The following is a 19169-nucleotide window of genomic DNA, read 5'->3' as shown; positions in this document are numbered from 1 at the left end:
AGCACAACCTAACTGATAGAAACCCCGGTCACCGCTTGCGGTGATCACAAACAGGAGAGCAGGGACTGCAGATGGCCGAATTGACCATCAACGCCGACGACGTCCGTAATGCGCTGAACGAGTTCGCGGCGTCCTACGAACCCGGAAACGCAGAGCGCGTAGAGGTCGGCCGCGTAACCACCGCTGGTGACGGCATCGCCCGTGTTGAGGGCCTTCCCTCGGTCATGGCGAACGAGCTGCTGCGCTTTGAGGACGGCACCCTGGGCCTTGCCCAGAACCTCGACGTCCGCGAAATCGGCGTCATCATCCTCGGTGACTTCACCGGCATCGAAGAAGGCCAGGAAGTACACCGCACCGGACAGGTTCTGTCCGTTCCCGTGGGCGACGCCTTCCTGGGCCGCGTTGTCGACCCGCTGGGCATGCCCATCGACGACCTCGGCGAGATCAAGGCCGAGACCACCCGCGCCCTGGAGCTCCAGGCTCCCGGCGTGACCCAGCGCAAGTCGGTGCACGAGCCGATGCAGACCGGCCTCAAGGCGATCGACGCCATGATCCCGATCGGCCGCGGCCAGCGCCAGCTCATCATTGGTGACCGCCAGACCGGCAAGTCTGCCATTGCCATCGACACGATCATCAACCAGAAGGCCAACTGGGCTTCCGGCGATGTGACCAAGCAGGTCCGCTGCATCTACGTGGCGATCGGGCAGAAGGCGTCCACCATCGCCGCCATCCGCCAGACGCTCGAGGACAACGGTGCGCTGGAATACACCACCATTGTGGCTTCTCCCGCTTCGGACCCCGCAGGCTTCAAGTACCTGGCACCGTATGCAGGCTCGGCCATTGGCCAGCACTGGATGTACGGTGGCAAGCACGTCCTCATCGTGTTCGATGACCTGTCCAAGCAGGCCGAAGCCTACCGCGCCGTGTCGCTGCTGCTCCGCCGTCCGCCGGGACGCGAAGCCTACCCGGGCGACGTCTTCTACCTGCACTCCCGCCTGCTGGAGCGTTGTGCGAAGCTTTCCGACGAGCTCGGTGCCGGTTCCATGACGGGCCTGCCGCTGATCGAGACGAAGGCGAACGACGTGTCCGCCTACATCCCGACCAACGTCATCTCCATCACCGACGGCCAGATCTTCCTGCAGTCGGACCTCTTCAACGCCAACCAGCGTCCCGCTGTTGACGTGGGTGTCTCGGTGTCCCGCGTTGGCGGTGCCGCCCAGGTGAAATCCATGAAGAAGGTATCCGGCACCTTGAAGCTGGACCTGGCCCAGTACCGCGATATGCAGGCCTTCGCGATGTTCGCATCCGACCTGGACGCAGCATCCCGCCAGCAGTTGACCCGTGGTGCACGCCTGATGGAACTGCTGAAGCAGGGCCAGTACTCACCGTTCCCGGTCGAGGACCAGGTTGTGTCCATCTGGGCCGGCACCAACGGCTACCTGGACGACGTTCCGGTTGAAGACATCAGCCGCTTTGAGTCGGAGTTCTTGGAGCACCTGCGCCACAAGTCCTCGATCCTGACCACGCTGGCCCAGACCAACGTGCTGGACGACGACACCGTTGCGGCCCTGAAGTCCTCGATTGTCGACTTCAAGAAGGGGTTCTTCGGCGAGGGCGACAACCTGCTGGTTGGTGCCGGGCATGAAGAGCACGCCCCCATCGACGAGGCCCAGGTTGACCAGGAAAAAATCGTCAGGCAGAAGCGCTAGTTCCACTGACCGGGTGTGCCGGGCCCACGGGTCCGGCGCACCCGCTGCAGGGAACGCTAGGAAAGGATAAGTATGGGAGCCCAGATCCGGGTCTACCGCCAGAAGATCAGCTCGACCACGTCGATGCGCAAGATCTTCAAGGCGATGGAACTGATCGCTACCTCGCGCATCGGCAAGGCCCGTGCGCGCGTAGCAGCTTCACTGCCTTACGCGAACGCGATTACGCGCGCCGTTTCTGCTGTCGCCAGCCAGAGCGAGATCGACCACCCGCTGACCACCGAGCCGGAGCAGATCCGCCGTGCCGCCGTCCTGGTAATCACCTCGGACCGCGGCCTGGCCGGTTCTTACTCTGCCAGCGTGCTGAAGCAGGCGGAAGGCCTCGTCGAGCTTCTTCACGAAGAAGGCAAGGAAGTCAAGACCTACGTCGTCGGACGCAAGGCCCAGGCCTACTTCGATTTCCGGAACCGCGAGTATGCGCGGGTCTGGACCGGGGGGACCGACGCGCCCGAGTTCGCGACCGCACGTGAGATCGGCGAAGCTCTGCTGTCGGAATTCGCAACGGAGTTCGAAGAGGGCGGCGTAGAGGAAATCCACGTCGTCTACACCCGCTTCAAGTCCATGGTCACCCAGGAGCCGACGGTCATCCGGCTGCTCCCGCTTGAAGTTGTGGAAGAACAGGCTGCATCTGAATCGGACCTCTTGCCGCTGTACGAGTTTGAGCCGGAAGCCGAGCGGGTTCTTGACGCGCTGCTGCCGCGCTACATCGAATCCCGTATCTTCGCAGCCATGCTGCAGGCAGCAGCTTCCGAGCTCGCCGCCCGCCAGCGGGCGATGAAGTCCGCAGGCGACAACGCGACAGACCTGATCAAGAAGTACACGCGTCTGCGCAACACGGCCCGCCAGGCCGAGATCACGCAGGAACTCTCCGAGATTGTTGCCGGTGCCGACGCTCTTGCGTCCTAGCCTCCACCACCTCGGTTCCCGCGTAACCAGCACCACCACAGATAGACTTAACCCCACGCCATCTACTGAATGAAGTGAGAGAGATGACTGCCACTGCTACCGAACACGTAGCCGCAACGTCCGGTGCAACCGGCCGTATTGCGCGCGTAATCGGCCCGGTTGTCGACGTCGAATTCCCGGCTGACGCAATCCCGTCGATTTACAACGCCCTCACCACCGAGATCACTCTCAACGGTGAAACCAAGACCATCACCTTCGAAGTTGCGCTGCACCTGGGTGACAACCTCGTCCGCGCCATCTCCCTCCAGGCCACCGATGGACTCGTCCGCGGCACGTCCGTGGTGGACACCGGCGCCCCGATCTCCGTTCCCGTCGGTGACGGCGTCAAGGGACACATCTTCAACGTGCTGGGCCAGCCCCTGGACGTTGCCGAGTCGGAACTGGAGATCACCGAGCGCTGGCCAATCCACCGCAAGGCCCCCAGCTTCGCCTCCCTCGAAGGTTCCACCGAGATGCTGGAAACCGGCATCAAGGTCATCGACCTCCTCACCCCGTACATCAAGGGTGGAAAGATCGGCCTCTTCGGCGGCGCCGGTGTGGGCAAGACCGTGCTGATCCAGGAAATGATCACCCGTGTTGCCCGCAACTTCGGTGGTACCTCGGTCTTCGCCGGTGTTGGCGAGCGTACCCGTGAGGGCAACGACCTCTGGGTTGAAATGGAAGAGGCAGGGGTCCTCAAGGACACTGCCCTTGTATTCGGCCAGATGGACGAGCCGCCGGGAACGCGTCTGCGTGTGGCCCTGTCCGCGCTGACCATGGCGGAGTACTTCCGAGATGTGCAGAACCAGGACGTGCTGCTCTTCATCGACAACATCTTCCGCTTCACCCAGGCCGGCTCCGAGGTATCGACCCTGCTGGGCCGCATGCCTTCCGCCGTGGGCTACCAGCCCAACCTGGCGGATGAGATGGGCCTCCTTCAGGAGCGCATCACCTCCACGAAGGGCCACTCCATCACCTCGATGCAGGCCATCTACGTCCCCGCAGATGACTACACCGACCCGGCTCCGGCCACGACCTTCGCACACCTCGACGCGACCACGGAACTTTCCCGTGAAATCGCCTCCCGTGGTCTGTACCCGGCCGTTGACCCGCTGACGTCCACGTCCCGCATCCTGGATCCCCAGTACATCGGCAAGGACCACTACAACACGGCAGTCCGCGTGAAGCAGATCCTGCAGAAGAACAAGGAACTCCAGGACATCATCGCCATCCTCGGTGTCGATGAACTCTCCGAAGAGGACAAGATCGTCGTCTCCCGTGCACGCCGCATCCAGCAGTTCCTCTCGCAGAACACCTACACCGCCAAGCAGTTCACCGGCGTTGAGGGCTCCACGGTTTCCATCAAGGACACCGTTGAAGGCTTCTCGGCCATCTGCGACGGCGAGCTGGACCACGTCGCGGAGCAGGCGTTCTTCAACGTCGGCGGCCTCGACGACGTCGAGCGCCAGTGGGCCAAGATCCAGGAACAGACCAAGTAATATGGCTGAGCTTGAGGTTGAGATTGTCGCAGCGGACCACTTCGTGTGGTCCGGAGCGGCCAAGATGGTCAAGGCCCGCACCAGCGATGGTGAAATCGGAATCCTGCCCGGCCACTCGCCCCTGCTGGCGATCCTGGCCGAGGGTGAACTGGCCATCCAGCCGGTGTCCGGGGACCGTATTGCGGTAGACGTCGACGGCGGGTTCTTCTCGGTCGACAACAACCGCGTGGTTATCGTTGCTGACAACGCCCAGCTGGGCGGCTCGGCTACCGCTGGGATCCGCTAGCACGACCTTGATGGACGCACCGGGTATTCCGTTCATCGCACTGGCAATCGCCTTCGGATTGCTGATCATTGCACTGTGCCTTTCGGGGGTGCGCCGCTTCAACCTGCGGCGTGCCCTCGGCACGGTGGACGCCTCCATTTGCGTTGCTGGAAACAGCTGGCAGATGGGGGTTTGTCGTTATCAGGACAACGACCTTGAATGGTTCAGGCTCATCTCCTTGAGCGTGCGTCCCAAATACACATTCAAGCGCAGTTCGCTGGAGCTGCTGGGCCGCCGGAAACCCACGGAGGCGGAAGCCGTCAAGGTCCAACCGGACGTTGTGATCGTTGAGCTCCGGTATGAGGGGCAGGACCTGCACCTTGCCATGAAGTTCGACGCATATACGGGTCTTTCATCCTGGCTTGAGGCAGGTCCGGTGATAGGCGTGGGGACCTGGCGCTAGCCGACGTGGATTGGCTTTCAGACATCCGGCTCACGGACGGTCCACTGTATGGGACCGTCCTGGTATTGGGAATGGGCGGCGCCGCCTATCTCCTGGTGCCACCCTGGCGCGCCTCCATGACGCCGGGGCACCGCGCCCGGGCGTGGGCGGTCCGCATCGTCACCGCCGCGGCAGCCGCCTTTGCGCTGGTGGGTACGGTGCACTGGGCGCTCATCAACATCTTCTCCACCTTCCCCGAGGACCTGCCGGACCCCGTCCTGCTGTGGATTGTGCCCGGTGTTGCGGCTCTTCTCCTGGGCCTGCTCCGGCTGCCCCGGAGCAGCTGGGCCGGACGCGGGGGAGGGATCCTCGCCGCACTGCTGGTGGTGCTGCTCTCGGCGATCCAAGTCAACGCGTACTTTGGCCTCAACAGGACCGTGAGCGATCTGCTGGGTACGGCCCTGGCCCGGATACCGGCCCTTGAACAGGACCTTATGCGCCGTCCGGGCGCGTCCGACGGCGTACCCCTCCTGGGGTGGAAGCCGGAAGGGGAGCTGCCGGACGGGGGCGTCCTGCGGAAGTCCGCGATCCCTGGAACGCAGTCCGGGATGAACACGCGTGAGGCCTACATCTACCTTCCGCCGGCCTACTTTGCGGCGAACCGGCCCGCATTGCCGGTACTGGTTCTGGTGGCCGGACAGCCGGGCGGGCCGGCGGACTGGCTCACCGGCGGCGCAATCCGCGGTCACATGGATTCCTTTGCCGCGGCACACGGCGGAGTGTCCCCGGTGGTGGTCATTCCGGATCCCAACGGGTCGCAGTCCGCCAACACCATGTGCATGGACAGCCGCATTGCCAACGCGGACACCTATCTCTCGCAGGATGTACCTCAGTGGATCAGTTCCACCCTGGCGGTGGATACCAACCACAGCCACTGGGCTGTGGGTGGCTTCTCCTTCGGCGGCACGTGTGCCGTGCAGATGGGAACCCGGCATCCCGACGTCTACGCCGACGTGCTCGCCTTCTCCAGCGAGGCCGAACCTGCCATTGCCAAGGAGCGGCAGAAGACCATAGACGCAGCATTTCCCGGAAACCCAGATGAATTCACCAAGCAGACTCCACTGGAGATCATGAAACACCAACGGTTTGAGTCCAGCGGCATGTACCTTACTGCAGGCCAGAACGATCCCGAGTTCGTGGGGAACCTCCACACGCTGGCGGCTGCGGCAGAGGCCGCCGGCTTCACCGTGCAGGCACACGAAGTGGAGCACACGGGCCACTCCTGGGATACGTCCTCCAAGCGGTTCGCGGATGCGCTGCAGTTCCTTGGCACCCAGTGGGGGCTGCAGTGGTGAGCACCAGGAAACCGGAACGCACGGCCGCCCTGATGTGGGCCGCCGTCGGACGTCCGGCAGTCCAGCAGGCGCTGCTCACGCTGAAATCCATGCCCTTCACCCTGGGCGTGCTGGTTGCCTTCCTTGCGGCCGCTGCCCTGACCGGAAGCTTCCTTGACGGGCCGCCGGAGCAGCTCCTTGGCCTGGCCTCGGTCAGCGGCCCCGGGCTGCGCAGCGGGCAGTGGTGGACGCTGTTCACCAGCGCCTTCTTCGCCACCAACCCGCTCGCCTACCTCGCCGCGTCGCTGATGATCGTGCTGCTGCTGGGCCTGGCGGAGCGCAAGCTTGGCCGGCGGGCCGCCGTCGGACTGTTCTTTGGCGGGCAATTCGCGGCCGTCACGGTGTTCCTCCTGGTAACCCAGCTGGCCGTGTATGTGGGCGACGGCTGGCTGGACCGGATGGTGGATGACAGGCTCATCGGTCCGTATGCCCCGGTGCTTATTGCCGGGCTTGCGGCCAGTGCCCGGATCACGCTGCTGTGGCAGCGCCGGCTCCGCACCGTGGTGCTGTCCATTTCCCTGCTGCTGGTCCTGTACGTGGGGCACGCCGAAACCGTCATTGGCCTCATCGGCGCCCTTCTTGGCCTCCTTGCAGGCTGGTGGATCCAGGGGGACCAGGGGCGGCTTCACCGTCACCGGTCGACGGGCCGGGAAACCAGGAACCTCCTGGCCCTGACCGTTGCCGTGTTCGCGGTGGGTCCCATCCTGACCGGAATCACGCGTGCGCCAACCGGCCCGCTGGCTTTGCTCCGGGACGTCGTCCTGAGCCCGATGCCCACGCTGAACCAACTGATCTTCAACTGCGGCGCCACCGTTGACGCCACTTGCCTGGAAACGGGCAGGGCAGGGTTTGCCGGCCCGTTCGGCCTGGCGCTGGCCGTGGTGCCGGTCCTCCTGCTGCTGATCTGCGCGGACGGCATGCGCCGGGGCCGCCGGCTGGCCCTGAACATCGCGCTGGCCATCCAGTTGGCTGTCACCGCCCTCGCCGCGGTCTACCTGGCACTGTTCGCCCTTGTTCCCTCACGCCTGCAGGGCACGCATGCAACGCCGCTGTCCTCGGCCTTCGCACATGTGCTGCCGCTCGTGGTGGTTCCGCTGCTGCTGGCAGTGGTCCTGTGGCTGAACCGGCGGCAGTTCCGCGTGCAGACGCGTCCGGGCGCCCGGCGGACGCTCGCTGCGGTGGTCTGCGGAACCTGGCTGGTGCTGGCCAGCTCATATACCGTGGCCTGGTTCTGGTCCGGCGGACTGTCCCGTGACGGCGGCTTGCTGGGCCTTTTCGCCGAGTTGGCCCGGCAGTACGTCCCGGTGCCCATTCCGCAGAATTTCCGCCGGGTCTTCCCGGAACGCGACAGTGCCGAAGCACTGCTGTTCGCCTACTCGGGACCGGTGTTCTGGCTCGTGGCCCTGGCGGCGGTGTTGTGGGTGCTGGTGGGCCGGCACCACGGCCTCCACTTCGGACGGCAGGACCGCAGCCGCGCCCGGGAGCTGCTCCACCAGGGCGGCGGACCCTTGTCCTGGATGGCACTGTGGGAGCCCAACACGTACTGGTTCAGCCCGGACGGCGCAGGCGGCATGGCCTTCCAGCAGCATGGGACCGTGGCCCTGACCCTGGGCGGTGCATTCGGTGACCGCAAGGCCGAGCAGCGGGTCACCGAAGGCTTCCTGGACTACTGCCGCAGCCAGGCCCTGATACCGGCGCTGTATTCCTGCGACGACACCATGTGGCCGGTACTGAGGGAACGCGGCTTCTCCCGCGTGGCCGTGGCCCAGGAGACCCGGCTGGCGCTGAACGAGCTTGAGTTCAAAGGCAAGGAATGGCAGAACGTCAGGACCGCCCTGAACCGCGCCGCGAAGCTGGGCGTCCATGCCGTCTGGGGCTCCTACCATTCGCTGCCCGCAACGCTCCGGCTAAGGCTGAACGAAGTGTCCGAGGAATGGGCGGCCGGCAAGTCCGTTCCGGAAATGGGCTTCACGCTGGGGGGAGTGGACGAGCTCGACGACGAGGAGGTCCTGTGCTGCCTGGCCGTGGACGGCCACGGCGTGGTCCACGGCGTGACCAGCTGGTTGCCCGTGTACGACGGCGGGCGGCTGGTAAGCAGGACCCTGGATGTCATGCGCCGCGGCAGTGAAGGATTTCCGGGGGTGATGGAATTCCTGATTGCCTCCGCCGTACTGGAGTTGCGGGATTCCGTGGACGTGATCTCCCTGTCGGGTTCGCCGCTGGCCAGCCGTCCCGATGCCCAGCCGGAGCGGGGAACAGGAACAGGCGCGGAGGGAACGGGCGCTGGGGGAACGGGTGCTGAGGGAACAGGCGCCGGGGGGCCCGGCGGGGGCGAGGACGCAGGGCAACAGGAGGGCGCCCCCGATGAGGGCGCGCAGAACCTGGTCAGGATCCTGGACCTGGTGGGCCACGCGCTTGAGCCGGTCTACGGCTTCCGCTCCCTGGCGGCCTTCAAGTCCCGCTTCAAGCCGGAGTACCGGGCGCTTTACCTGTACTACCAGGATCCGTTGCACCTGCCCGCCATCGGCAGGGCGCTGACCCGCGCCTACCTCCCCGGTCTTTCCCTGGCGCAGGGCGCCCGGCTGGTGCGCAAGCTGGTGACCTGAGGCGGCAGCAACGCCGGCATAAAAAATGGTCCCCGGCAATCCTGCCGGGGACCATTTGATTCGCTGACAGCCGCGGGAAGCGGCCGGGCGGTACTAGACCAGCGTTACGCCGGTAGCCTGGGGACCCTTGGCGCCCTGGCCGATTTCGAACTGAACGCGCTGGTTCTCGTCGAGGGTCTTGAAGCCGCCGGTCTGGATTTCGGAGTAGTGAACGAAGACATCGCCATCGGAGTCATCCGGGGTGATGAAGCCGAAGCCCTTTTCAGCGTTGAACCACTTGACGGTTCCCTGTGCCATTTATTTCTCCTCATTGTGGAACTTTTTAAGACCGGCACACCTCGTGCCGACCTTGGTCACTCCGCGAGAAGAATCCTGATTGCCTTTCCCCGATGGGAGATCCGGCGCTGCAGGAGCTTCGCGCTCGCAACATGTCTTGCGAGCATGAAAAACACCTACACAAAGACTGAGATAAGAATTTCATGCCCGTTCCCGCAGGTCAACGGGCCGGAGGACAAAAAGGACAAAATTTAGGTAAAAAACAGATGTCGCTGAAGCCTGCACCGAATGCCGGGCAATTAAGTGCCTAAAGCAACAAAGGCAAAAACTAGAAGAGGCGGGATTCGCTGTCGTCCACTCCGCGCATGGCGTCGTAGTCCAGCGTTATGCAGTCGATCCCGCGGTCGTTTGCCAGCACCTTGGCCTGCGGCTTGATCTGCTGGGCAGCAAAGATTCCCCGGACCGGTGCCAGCAAAGGGTCGCGGTTGAGCAGCTCCAGGTACCGGGTCAGTTGCTCCACGCCGTCAATGTCGCCCCGTCGCTTGAGCTCAATGGCCACGGTGGCGCCGTCCGCGTCGCGCGCCAGGATGTCCACGGGCCCAATGGCGGTGAAGTACTCGCGCCTGATGAGGGAGTAGCCCCGTCCAAGCGTCTCGATCTGCTCGGCGAGCAGCCGCTGCAGGTCCGCCTCCACCCCGTCCTTGATCAGTCCGGGATCCACGCCCAGGTCGTGGGAGGACTCGCTGATCTTTTCGTGGATATTGATGATGAGCCGGTCATCGGTCTTGGCCGACTGCACCGTCCACTGCTCCACCACGCCAAGTTCGAGGTCCACTTCGTCGGGGGAAGAAACCCGCAGCGTGGCAGGCGGGCTCATCCAGTTCAGCGGCTTGTAGGAACCGCCGTCGGAATGGACCAGCACGGAGCCGTCCGCCTTGACCAGCAGGAGCCGGGTGGCGAGGGGGAGATGGGCTTTGAGCCGGCCAACGTAATCAACGGAGCAATGGGCTATGACAAGTCGCACGCCGTACAGACTATCGCGTGGGCTCCGCAGGCCATGTCCGACGGCGGGGCGCCGGGTGCATCGGAAGCGGCGGCAAGGAGCGGGACAGGGGAGTGGGCGGCCTGGGGCAGAATGGATACATGCCGCGTTCCAACCGTCCCCGCCGTCCTGTTTCCGGCAAGGGTTCCGCTTCCGGCAGGGGCGCAGGAGGAAAGAGGAGCGGGGACATTCCCGAACTGGACCTGGAACGGGCACGGGCCGGCATCGCCCGCCGCGAGAGCGCCCCGGACGGCGAGTGGATGGTACGGACCATGACCGCCAGGAATGCTGAGAAGACCTACATCTGCCCGGAATGCTCCACCGCCGTGCTGCCCGGCGTCGCACACCTGGTGGTCTGGAAGGACGACCACCTCTTTGGTGCCGCCGCCGGGCTGGCCGAGCGGCGGCACTGGCACACCAACTGCTGGATGACGCGCAGCTACCGGTACCGCTGACGCCGCCCGCTGTCGCTAAGCTGGCAGTCATGACTTTTGATCCGGCGTCGTACCACTTCACCCAGGCCGGGGGCCCTGTCCCCATCCGTGCCTCCACCGTCCTGCCCGCCCGTCGAGAGAACATCGAGCTGCAGACGGAGGACGGCCACACGCTGGTGGGCGAGCTGGCACTGCCGGAATCCGGCCCCGTCAAGGCAACGCTGATCACGCTCCACCCGCTGCCGACGCACGGTGGCTTCATGGATTCCCATGTGTACCGCAAGGCCTCCTACCGGCTGCCGGCGCTGGCGGGCATCGCGGTGCTGCGCTTCAATACCCGGGGTACGGCCTCCCCCCGGGGTGCCAGCAGCGGCGCGTTCGAGGAAGGGATAGGGGAGCGGCACGACGTCGAGGCAGCCGTGCGCTTCGCCGTTGAGCGGGGCCTGCCCAACCGCTGGCTGGTGGGCTGGTCGTTCGGGACCGAACTTGCGCTGATGTACGGCGCCGTGGAGCCGGTGGCCCCACAGATCGAGGGGGCGGTGCTGCTGTCGCCTCCGCTGCACCGCGCCACGGACAAGCACCTGCAGCTGTGGGCCGAATCCGGCAAGCCCCTCACCGTCCTGGTGCCGGAGCACGACGACTTCCTCCAGCCTGCCGAGGCAACCGCAAGGTTCAGCCTGGTGCCGCAGGCCCGCGTAGTGGGCGTGGCCGGGGCCAAGCATCTGTGGGTGGGGGAGAAGTACGCCGCACGGGTCCTGAACGACATCGTGGCGCTTGTCAGTCCAGATGCCGCCGCAGCACCGCTGCCGCAGGAATGGGAAGGGCCGGCGGCGACGGCCGGCGCCTAAGCGGCCCCGCAGGGAACGACGTGCGGGGGCCAGCGGGTCAGTGCTGGTCCTGCCGGACGATATAGATTTCCCGGAGCAGCAGCAGGACCGCTGCGGCAGTGGGGATGGCGATCAGCGCACCGAGCACGCCCAGCAGGCTTCCGCCGGCAATCACGGAGATCACCGCCACGGCACCGGGCACGGCAACTGCCTTCTGCATGATGCGCGGCGAGATGAAGTAGGCCTCGAACTGCAGGTACGCGAAATAGCAGATGGCGTAGATGGCGGCCGCCTGCCAGCCCTGGGTGAGGGATACAAGGATCACCACAATGCCTGCGATCATGCCGCCCACCAGCGGGATGAAAGCGAGCAGGACCACCACGAACGCCAGCAGCAGGGCAAAGGGGATGCCCACGATGGACATCACCACGAAGGCGAAAGTGGCGTTGAGGAGGGCCACGCATGCCTGGCCGATGACGTAGTTTCCCACTGACCGGGTGATCTCCTCGGAGAGGGCGGCCACCCGTTTGCGGCGGGAGCGGGGGGCCAGCCTGTAGCCCCACTTCTTCATCGCCGGCAGCGCTGCCAGGAAGTACAGGCTCAGCACCAGGACAATGAGGGTGCCGAAGAGCCCGTTGGCCACGGTGGATCCGAATCCCACCACGCCGCCGAAAATGCCGCCCATGGCCGCCGGGTCATTGACGAACTTGTCCAGTTCCTCGGTGATGCGGTCCCGCACGCCGAACTGGTCATCGAGGCTGCGGAAGAAGTCCGAGTCCATGAAGCTGCGCACCCAGTCCGGCGCCTGCCGCACGATCTCCGACACCTGTTCAACAATGGTGGGGATAAGAGTGGCGAAAAACCCGACGACGGCGCCCATGAGGACAGCCACGGAGACAAGGATGCCGGCGGGCCGGGGGATCTTCCTGTTTTCGAGCCAGCCCACCACGGGTTCAAGTCCCAGGGCGATGAACAGCGCCGCCACGATCCACAGCAGCAGCTGCGTGGTGTGGGAACCGATCCAGTAGACCAGCAGCGCCAGTCCCACGCCCACTGTCCCCATGAAGCCCATGTACAGGGGATGCTGGGGGGACATGCGCGGCCCGGGGTGGCCGAACTGGGGTTCCTCGTCACCGCCGTGGTCCGTCTGGGGAACCTGCCCGGTGTATTCCGGGGGCATTTCGAACCGAAGCCTGGGCTGTGCTCCGGGCAAGGGCTGGCGGAGCCTGCGGACCACCTGGCCGAGTGCAGCCGCTGCCGTGCCCCTGCGGTGGGCTGCCGCTGCCATTCCCAGGGGAGGCACCGTCGCAGGGACAGGGCCCCTGGAATCCCCGGGATTTCCAGTTGCCGCCGAGGATGGGTCCGTCTTGTCAGTCACTGGTTTTGGGGGCCTGTTCCGTGCGTGGCTCCGTGTGCGCGGGCCAATGTGATGATCATCGCAAACACTATCAGCAGGCTTGTCACCGGGAGCCGAAGCCATCGCCCGGAGGTCTTCGGAAGAGGGGCCGGAACGGGCAAAAAGGGGCTCCTGGTAACAAAAAGGTTACTATTGAAGGCAAACCCCCGCTGATGATAGGTGTTTCCCTTGCGTTTAAAGACTGCAGCCGCACTTGTGCTGCTCGGCCTCCTGACACTTTTGGCCGGCATCGGCCAGAGAACCATCTGGGCTCCATCCGAGACGTTCACAGCGTCCGTGCCGGCGGATGCCGCCGGCGCGCCGTTGACGGTCATCGACCAGAAGCTGCGCACCCTGCATGACGGAACCGTCAAGATCACCGTCCAGGGCGACGGCAACTTCATGCTGGCCACGGGACGGCCCGATGACGTGAGCGCCTGGGTGGGCCAGACGGCCCACAACACCATCACCGGCGTCACCGAAGACGAAAAGTCACTCGTGGTTGAGCACGCCGACGGCGAAGGGACCGCCCCCAACCCGGCCGGTTCCGACCTCTGGGTTTCCAATGAGAATGCCAGCGGCGAGCTTGAATACACCTGGACCCCGCCCGCCGACGGTGACTGGAGCCTGCTCCTCGCTTCCGACGGCACCAAGGCCGCCCCGGCTTCTGTCTCCATGACCTTCCCCAACGACACGTCCACCCCCTGGGCGGTCCCGCTGATGGTCCTGGGCAGCCTGCTGATCGTGGGCGGAATTGTCCTGGGACTGCTTTCAGCCCGCCGGAAGGACGGCGAGGGCGGTGACAGCGGCTACGCCCGCCGCGCCCGTGCACGGAACGCCGAAACGCAGGGCCAGGCCCCGTCGTCGTCCTCCTCTTCCAAGGCCACCATGGTGGCGGCCGGCGTGGTTGCCGCCCTGCTGGCCGGATCCGCCACTGCCGCCCAGGCCGCCAGTCCAAGCCCGCTGCCTTCCGGCAGCGCCTCATCCACGGCGAAGCAAGCCGCGGGATCGCCGGTCCTGCTGGACGCCCAGTTCCGCCGGATCCTGGAGCAGGTCTCCAGCGCCACCGACGCCGGCGACGCCGCCAAGGATGCGGCCAAGCTGGCGGACCGCGTGGGTGGACCGGAACTGGAAGTCCGTACCCAGAACTACAAGATCCGCTCCCAGGTGGGCACTTACGAGCCGCGCATGCCCGTACGTTCCACCAAGCTGCTGACCACCGTCGTCACCAGCGATCGTGACTGGCCCCGCTCGGTGCTGGCCGTGACCCAGGGCGAAGGCAACGTCGTTCCGCAGATCCTGACCCTGGTCCAGCAGTCGCCGCGCGAGAACTACAAGCTGATGGAAACCACGCCGCTGCAGCCGGGCACCACCTTCCCGAACATCAGCCGCGGCGGTACCGAGACGCTTTCCGCAGCGGACAAGACCGGGCTGCTCTACGGCGGCGAGGAAGCAATGTCCGGCCTGGCCGACAGGCTCACATCGGCGGACTCCCCGTTCAAGGACAAGCTGGTCGAGGGCCAGTCCTCGCCGTATATCGCCGACACCCTGTCGTACCAGGCTGAGGTGGCGAAGGCAGGCGAAAACGGCAACTTCTCCTTCACGCACAAGGTGGTCCCCGAAAGCACCGTGGTGTTCCGCACCTCGGACGGCGGGGCCCTGGTCCTGGGCCGGATCAACTTTGGCTTCGAGGGCACCCCCAAGGCGGCCGGTGACAAGCTGAGCATCGGCGACGATGCGGCAGCCCTGGCCGGCGGCAAGGAAACCACCACCGGCATGGTGCTGAGCTTCGCGGAATCCATGGCGGTCTATGTGCCGCCGGCAGGATCCACGGACCCGATGAAGCTCGTCGCCGCAACCCGCGGCCTGGTCGGAGCCACCTTCAAGTAGGGCCTGGCTGTATTACCACCGGCAGCGGCCGGAGTGGCTAGAGTGGGAAACATGAGTTCGCCAGCTTCCCGCCCAGTCCCTCCTGCCGCTGCCAACCCGGTTAACCTGCGCGGCGCCGTCGACCTTTCCTCGCTGAAGCGCCCGGCCGCCCCGTCCGGCCCTGCCGCCCCGTCCGGGCCTGCCGCCCCGTCCGGCCCTGCAACAGCGCCCCGGGGCGCCCGTCCGGAGGCACCCGCCGGCGGCCCCGAACTCAAGGTCAACGTCACCGAGGCAAACTTCCAGCAGCTGGTGGAACTGTCCGCCCAGGTCCCCGTGGTGTTCGCCCTGTGGGCGCCGTACTCGCCCGAATCCGGCAGGATGCTCGAGACCCTTGAGCGCTTGGTTGCCTCGTACGGTGGACGCCTGGTCCTTGGCGCAGCAGATATCGAGGCCTTCCCGCAGCTGGCCCAGGCCTTCCAGGTGCAGGCCGTTCCCACCGCCGTCGCCGTCTTGAAGGGGCAGCCGGTGCCGCTTTTCCAGGGCAGCGCGGAAGAAGAGCAGGTGCGCAGCCTCTTCGACGAACTCCTCAAGGTGGCTGCAGCGAACGGGGTCACCGGAAGCCTTGGCGGGGAAGCGGGCGGGGAACAGGAGCCCGCGCCGCTGCCGCCGCTGCACCAGGCCGCCTTTGACGCCATTGAGGCCGGCGACTACGCCGCCGCAGCTGCGGCCTACCGCCAGGCGCTCAAGGAGATGCCGGCCGACCATGAGGCCAAGGCCGGCCTGGCGCAGGTGGAACTGATGGACCGGCTGCAGTCGTTGTCGGCCAAGGACAGCGAGGCGCTGCGTGCGCAGGCCGCGGATGAGCCGGACAACCTGGCGGCACAGCTCGGCGTGGCGGACCTCGACGTGGCCGGCGGCCACGTCGAGGATGCACTGAACCGGCTGGTGGCGTTCATCGGCAGGAACTTCGGCCCGGAGCGGGAGACCGCACGGGTACGGCTGCTGGAGCTGTTCGACATCGTGGGCGCAGGTGATGAGCGGGTAGCAAAGTCGCGGCAGGCGCTTGCCCGGGTGCTGTTCTAGTGCCGGCCCTCTTCCAGCCGCTGACGCTGCGGTCCATGGAGCTGCAGCACCGTGGCTGGGTATCGCCCATGTGCCAGTACAGCTGCGATCCCGACGACGCCCCGGGCGTTCCGAACGACTGGCACCTGGTGCACCTTGGCGGGTTTGCCACGGGCGGCGCCGCGATGATCCTCACGGAGGCCGCGGCAGTAAACGCCGCCGGCCGGATCAGTCCCCGCGACGCAGGCCTCTACAACGACGACCAGGCGGCGGCCTGGCAGCGGATTATCTCCTTTGTCCACCGGCACGGTACCGCCGGCACCAGGATCGGCGTGCAGCTGGCCCACGCCGGCCGCAAGGCGTCAACGTACTGGCCGTTTTCGGGCAAGCACGGGAGCGTTCCGGCGTCCGACGGCGGCTGGGACACCGTGGGCCCGTCCACCACCGCTTTCGAGGGCTATGCGGCGCCTGCCGCCATGACCGTGGAACAGATCCACGGCGTCATTGCCGATTTTGCCGCTGCCGCCGTGCGTGCGGTGGACGCCGGCTTTGACACGATGGAGATCCACGGGGCGCACGGCTACCTCCTGCACCAGTTCCAGAGCCCGCTGATCAACCAGCGTGACGACGACTGGGGCGGGGACGAAGCAGGACGGAACCGGCTCATGCTGGCCGTGGTGGACGCCGTCCGCGCTGTCATTCCCGATTCCATGCCCCTGCTGCTCCGGATCTCTGCCACAGACTGGGCGCCGGGCGGCGTGGACCAGGCGGCGTCGGTGCGGCTGGCCCGCGAGGCGGCCGCCCGCGGCGTGGACCTGGTGGATGTCTCCAGCGGCGGGGCCGTGGCGCACCAGCAGATCAAGCCGGGCCTGGGCTATCAAACCGGATTCTCCGCAGCCATCCGCGAGGAGGCAGGAGTCGCCACCGGCACGGTGGGGCTGGTGACCACGCCCGGGCAGGCGGAGCACGCCGTGGCCACCGGCCAGGCCGACGGCGTCTTCATTGCGCGCGCGGCGCTGCGCGACCCCCACTGGTGGCTGCGGGCCGCATTCGAACTGGGTTACGACATTGCCTGGCCGCCCCAGTACGAGCGGGCCATCCCGCGGCGTGCCTTCTGACCGCGGCGTCCGGCATGGCGCGTCCTGGCGGAACGGGGCCGCAAACCAAGGTTGACCGGCAGCTGGAAGCGAAGATCCTGGAACTGTTGGCATCCCGTGCGGACACGGCCACCATCTGCCCCTCTGATGCTGCCAGGGCCGTGGGCGGAGATGACTGGCGCCGGCTCATGGAACCCGCCCGGGCCGCCGCACGCCGCCTGGTGGACGCAGGGCAGGTCCACATCACCCAAGGCGGTTCCGTCGTTGATCCGGGTACGGCCAGGGGTCCGATCAGGATCCGGAAAGTGCCCCCGGACTAAGTACCCGGCCTGCTTCAGCCGAGCAGGTCATCCACGTAGCACCAGCGCCAGTCCTCGCCGGGTTCGATGCTGCGCATGACCGGGTGGCCGGCTTCCTTGAAATGGCGGCTGGCGTGCCGTCCCGCCGAGGAATCGCAGCAGCCAATGTTTCCGCAGGCCAGGCACATTCGCAGGTGTACCGGTGTGGTCCCTTCCCGTTCGCACCCGGCACAGGTGGGGTTCGCCGGAACCGGCGACGGCATGGCGGCGGTCAGGTGGTCGCACACGCCGCCCGGCTGGGCAAGTCCTTCGCCGCCGCCCTCTGTGGCGGCGTCGGGTTCGTTGAGGGAGGCATCAAGCATGGACTCCTCCACATCCAGCCGTTCCAGGACCTCACTGAGGACTTCATGCGCGAAGTCCCCGCCACGCCGAAGCTCCAGCACCTTGTCCCGCTCAGCCTCCAGCATGGCCATCCGCAATTGGGCGTAACGCTGGCTGGGGGTGGCCGACTCCGCGGCCGGCCTGCCCAGGCGCTCCCAGGCCGCGAGTCCCCGCTCCTGGGTCCGGCGCCGGAGCATATCCATGACCTCGGGCGGGTCGTTCTCGCGCCGCAGCTGCTCCAGCCGCTCCATTCCCGCCGCGGTGGCCAGCTGCATCAGCGCGGCCTGGTTCAGCGCGTCCTCGCGCCTGTCCGGACCCGGCAGCCCCAGGACCCGGACCAGGGCCGGCAGCGTGAATCCCTGCAGCACCAGGGTGCCTGCCACCACCACCATGGCCGCCAGGACCAGTACGTTGCGGTGCTCCAGGTCGTCCGGCAGCGTCAGGACGGCGGCAAGGGTAACCACGCCGCGCATGCCTGCCCAGGACACAATGGCCGGGAACTGCCAGGGCGGCGCGGGGTCTTTCCGCTGCACGGAAGGGATCAGCCGGGGCAGGTACGTGGCCGGAAAAACCCAGACGGGCCGCAGCACCAGCACCGCCAGCAGGATCACGGCGCAGCCCAGCCACACCCGGCCGGCACCCAGCGAATCGTCCTGGACGCTGTCGATGATGCTCCGCACCTGCAGGCCGATCAGGAGGAACACGGCGTTCTCCAGCAGGAACTGGACGGTGTCCCAGTTGCTCCGGGCGCTTTGCCGCGCGGCGCCGTTGGGCATGGACGGCGCCTTGGTGCCCATCACCAGGCCGGTTACGACGACGGCGAGCACCCCGGACGCGTGGATCGCCTCGGCGGGGAGGAACGCAACGAAGGGTGCCATCAGAGATGTTGAGGTGTTGATGGCAACGTTGCTGATCCGCTTCCTGACTTCGGTGAGGAGGTACGCTGCGGCCAGTCCCACCGCCAGGCCGCCGCCGGCCGCCACCACAAATCCACCCGCCACATCCAGGGCGGAGACGGAGCCCGCGATGGCCGCCACCGCAGCACGCAGGCACACCAGTGCCGTGGCGTCGTTGACCAGTGACTCGCCTTCCAGGATGTTCACGATCCGGCGGGGCATCCCCACCTTCCGTGCAATGGCCGTAGCCGCCACCGCGTCAGGCGGCGCCACCACCGCGCCAAGCGCAATGGCTGCGGCCAGCGGGATTTCCGGGAACAGCCACCACACCACCAACCCGACTCCCACGGTGCCGAAGATGACGTAGCCAACGGACAGCAATCCGATGGAGCGGCGGTTGCTCTTGAAGTCGAACAGCGACGTGCGGAACGCGGCCGCGTACAGCAGCGGCGGCAGCAGGCCGACCAGCACCAGTTCGGGGTTCAGCTCGACGGGCGGAATGAATGGCAGGAACGATCCCGCCACCCCGGCCAGGACCAGCAGCAGCGGAACCGGGATATTGAACCTGCGGCCCACGGCGCTGCCGGCGCACACCACAGCAACGATCACCAGCAGGCCCAACGCAATACCCATGGGGCTAGTTTCGCACCCCCGAAGCCCCGGTCCGCGGACT

17 protein-coding genes are annotated in these 19169 nt (G+C 66.4%); 13 read left to right on the top strand and 4 right to left on the bottom strand.

What is annotated here, in order from left to right; all coding sequences use genetic code 11:
- Nucleotides 1-71 precede the first annotated feature (71 nt).
- The 7 genes from atpA to ACEN9K_RS14050 all read left to right on the top strand — a co-directional run bounded on the left by atpA (nucleotide 72) and on the right by ACEN9K_RS14050 (nucleotide 8917).
- Nucleotides 72-1709, top strand: coding sequence for a F0F1 ATP synthase subunit alpha (atpA, locus tag ACEN9K_RS14080; protein WP_056387990.1), 1638 nt, complete (start codon nucleotides 72-74; stop codon nucleotides 1707-1709).
- A 72-nt stretch (nucleotides 1710-1781) separates the two neighbouring features.
- A complete protein-coding gene (locus tag ACEN9K_RS14075; protein WP_056387988.1) occupies nucleotides 1782-2672 on the top strand; it encodes a F0F1 ATP synthase subunit gamma in 891 nt (296 codons plus the stop codon).
- An 83-nt stretch (nucleotides 2673-2755) separates the two neighbouring features.
- On the top strand, nucleotides 2756-4210 hold the full coding sequence (atpD, locus tag ACEN9K_RS14070) for a F0F1 ATP synthase subunit beta (protein WP_056387986.1): 1455 nt from the start codon (nucleotides 2756-2758) through the stop codon (nucleotides 4208-4210).
- A 1-nt stretch (nucleotide 4211) separates the two neighbouring features.
- Complete coding sequence (locus ACEN9K_RS14065) at nucleotides 4212-4496, top strand: F0F1 ATP synthase subunit epsilon (RefSeq protein WP_018760117.1); 285 nt, start codon at nucleotides 4212-4214, stop codon at nucleotides 4494-4496.
- Between the two features lie 10 nt (nucleotides 4497-4506).
- Entirely contained in the window at nucleotides 4507-4938 is a 432-nt protein-coding gene (locus ACEN9K_RS14060) for a DUF2550 domain-containing protein (protein WP_018768399.1), read from the top strand.
- A gap of 5 nt (nucleotides 4939-4943) precedes the next feature.
- Entirely contained in the window at nucleotides 4944-6272 is a 1329-nt protein-coding gene (locus ACEN9K_RS14055) for an alpha/beta hydrolase (protein WP_026265640.1), read from the top strand.
- 32 nt (nucleotides 6273-6304) lie between these two features.
- Complete coding sequence (locus tag ACEN9K_RS14050; protein WP_134163909.1) at nucleotides 6305-8917, top strand: DUF2156 domain-containing protein; 2613 nt, start codon at nucleotides 6305-6307, stop codon at nucleotides 8915-8917.
- Between the two features lie 93 nt (nucleotides 8918-9010).
- Here ACEN9K_RS14050 and ACEN9K_RS14045 read toward each other — a convergent pair whose 3' ends face one another.
- Nucleotides 9011-9214, bottom strand: a complete 204-nt coding sequence (locus tag ACEN9K_RS14045; protein ID WP_011692441.1) for a cold-shock protein — start codon at nucleotides 9212-9214, stop codon at nucleotides 9011-9013.
- Between the two features lie 307 nt (nucleotides 9215-9521).
- On the bottom strand, nucleotides 9522-10217 hold the full coding sequence (nucS, locus tag ACEN9K_RS14040; RefSeq protein ID WP_134163850.1) for an endonuclease NucS: 696 nt from the start codon (nucleotides 10215-10217) through the stop codon (nucleotides 9522-9524).
- Nucleotides 10218-10336: 119 nt separating this feature from the next.
- Between nucS and ACEN9K_RS14035 the strand changes: the two genes are divergently transcribed.
- Together ACEN9K_RS14035 and ACEN9K_RS14030 are read left to right on the top strand one after the other, a co-directional pair.
- Complete coding sequence (locus ACEN9K_RS14035; RefSeq protein WP_026265638.1) at nucleotides 10337-10690, top strand: Rv1322 family protein; 354 nt, start codon at nucleotides 10337-10339, stop codon at nucleotides 10688-10690.
- 29 nt (nucleotides 10691-10719) lie between these two features.
- Nucleotides 10720-11517, top strand: coding sequence for an alpha/beta hydrolase (locus ACEN9K_RS14030; protein WP_018768394.1), 798 nt, complete (start codon nucleotides 10720-10722; stop codon nucleotides 11515-11517).
- A 37-nt stretch (nucleotides 11518-11554) separates the two neighbouring features.
- On the opposite strand, the gene ACEN9K_RS14025 is transcribed toward ACEN9K_RS14030, so the two are convergent.
- Nucleotides 11555-12784: an AI-2E family transporter gene (locus ACEN9K_RS14025; protein ID WP_235509704.1), complete on the bottom strand. Its 1230-nt coding sequence runs from the start codon at nucleotides 12782-12784 to the stop codon at nucleotides 11555-11557.
- Between the two features lie 324 nt (nucleotides 12785-13108).
- On the opposite strand from ACEN9K_RS14025, the gene ACEN9K_RS14020 reads away from it, so the two are divergent.
- Genes ACEN9K_RS14020 through ACEN9K_RS14005 form a run of 4 tightly spaced genes read left to right on the top strand, consistent with a single transcriptional unit; the run spans nucleotide 13109 to nucleotide 17240 of the window.
- On the top strand, nucleotides 13109-14782 hold the full coding sequence (locus ACEN9K_RS14020; RefSeq protein ID WP_495635710.1) for a DUF8094 domain-containing protein: 1674 nt from the start codon (nucleotides 13109-13111) through the stop codon (nucleotides 14780-14782).
- Nucleotides 14783-14833: 51 nt separating this feature from the next.
- Entirely contained in the window at nucleotides 14834-15844 is a 1011-nt protein-coding gene (locus tag ACEN9K_RS14015) for a co-chaperone YbbN (RefSeq protein ID WP_495634563.1), read from the top strand.
- A complete protein-coding gene (locus ACEN9K_RS14010; RefSeq protein ID WP_018768390.1) occupies nucleotides 15844-16941 on the top strand; it encodes an NADH:flavin oxidoreductase/NADH oxidase in 1098 nt (365 codons plus the stop codon). Before ACEN9K_RS14015 ends, ACEN9K_RS14010 begins: the two co-directional genes overlap by 1 nt.
- A gap of 14 nt (nucleotides 16942-16955) precedes the next feature.
- Nucleotides 16956-17240, top strand: a complete 285-nt coding sequence (locus ACEN9K_RS14005) for a DUF3253 domain-containing protein (RefSeq protein WP_495634562.1) — start codon at nucleotides 16956-16958, stop codon at nucleotides 17238-17240.
- Between the two features lie 14 nt (nucleotides 17241-17254).
- Here ACEN9K_RS14005 and ACEN9K_RS14000 read toward each other — a convergent pair whose 3' ends face one another.
- A complete protein-coding gene (locus ACEN9K_RS14000; RefSeq protein WP_026265635.1) occupies nucleotides 17255-19129 on the bottom strand; it encodes a Na+/H+ antiporter in 1875 nt (624 codons plus the stop codon).
- Between the last annotated feature and the right edge of the window lie 40 nt (nucleotides 19130-19169).

It is taken from the genome of Pseudarthrobacter sp. Pseusp20 (assembly GCF_059492155.1).
The sequence above is the reverse complement of the archived record's forward strand: the minus strand, read 5'-3'. Positions and strand labels throughout refer to the sequence as shown.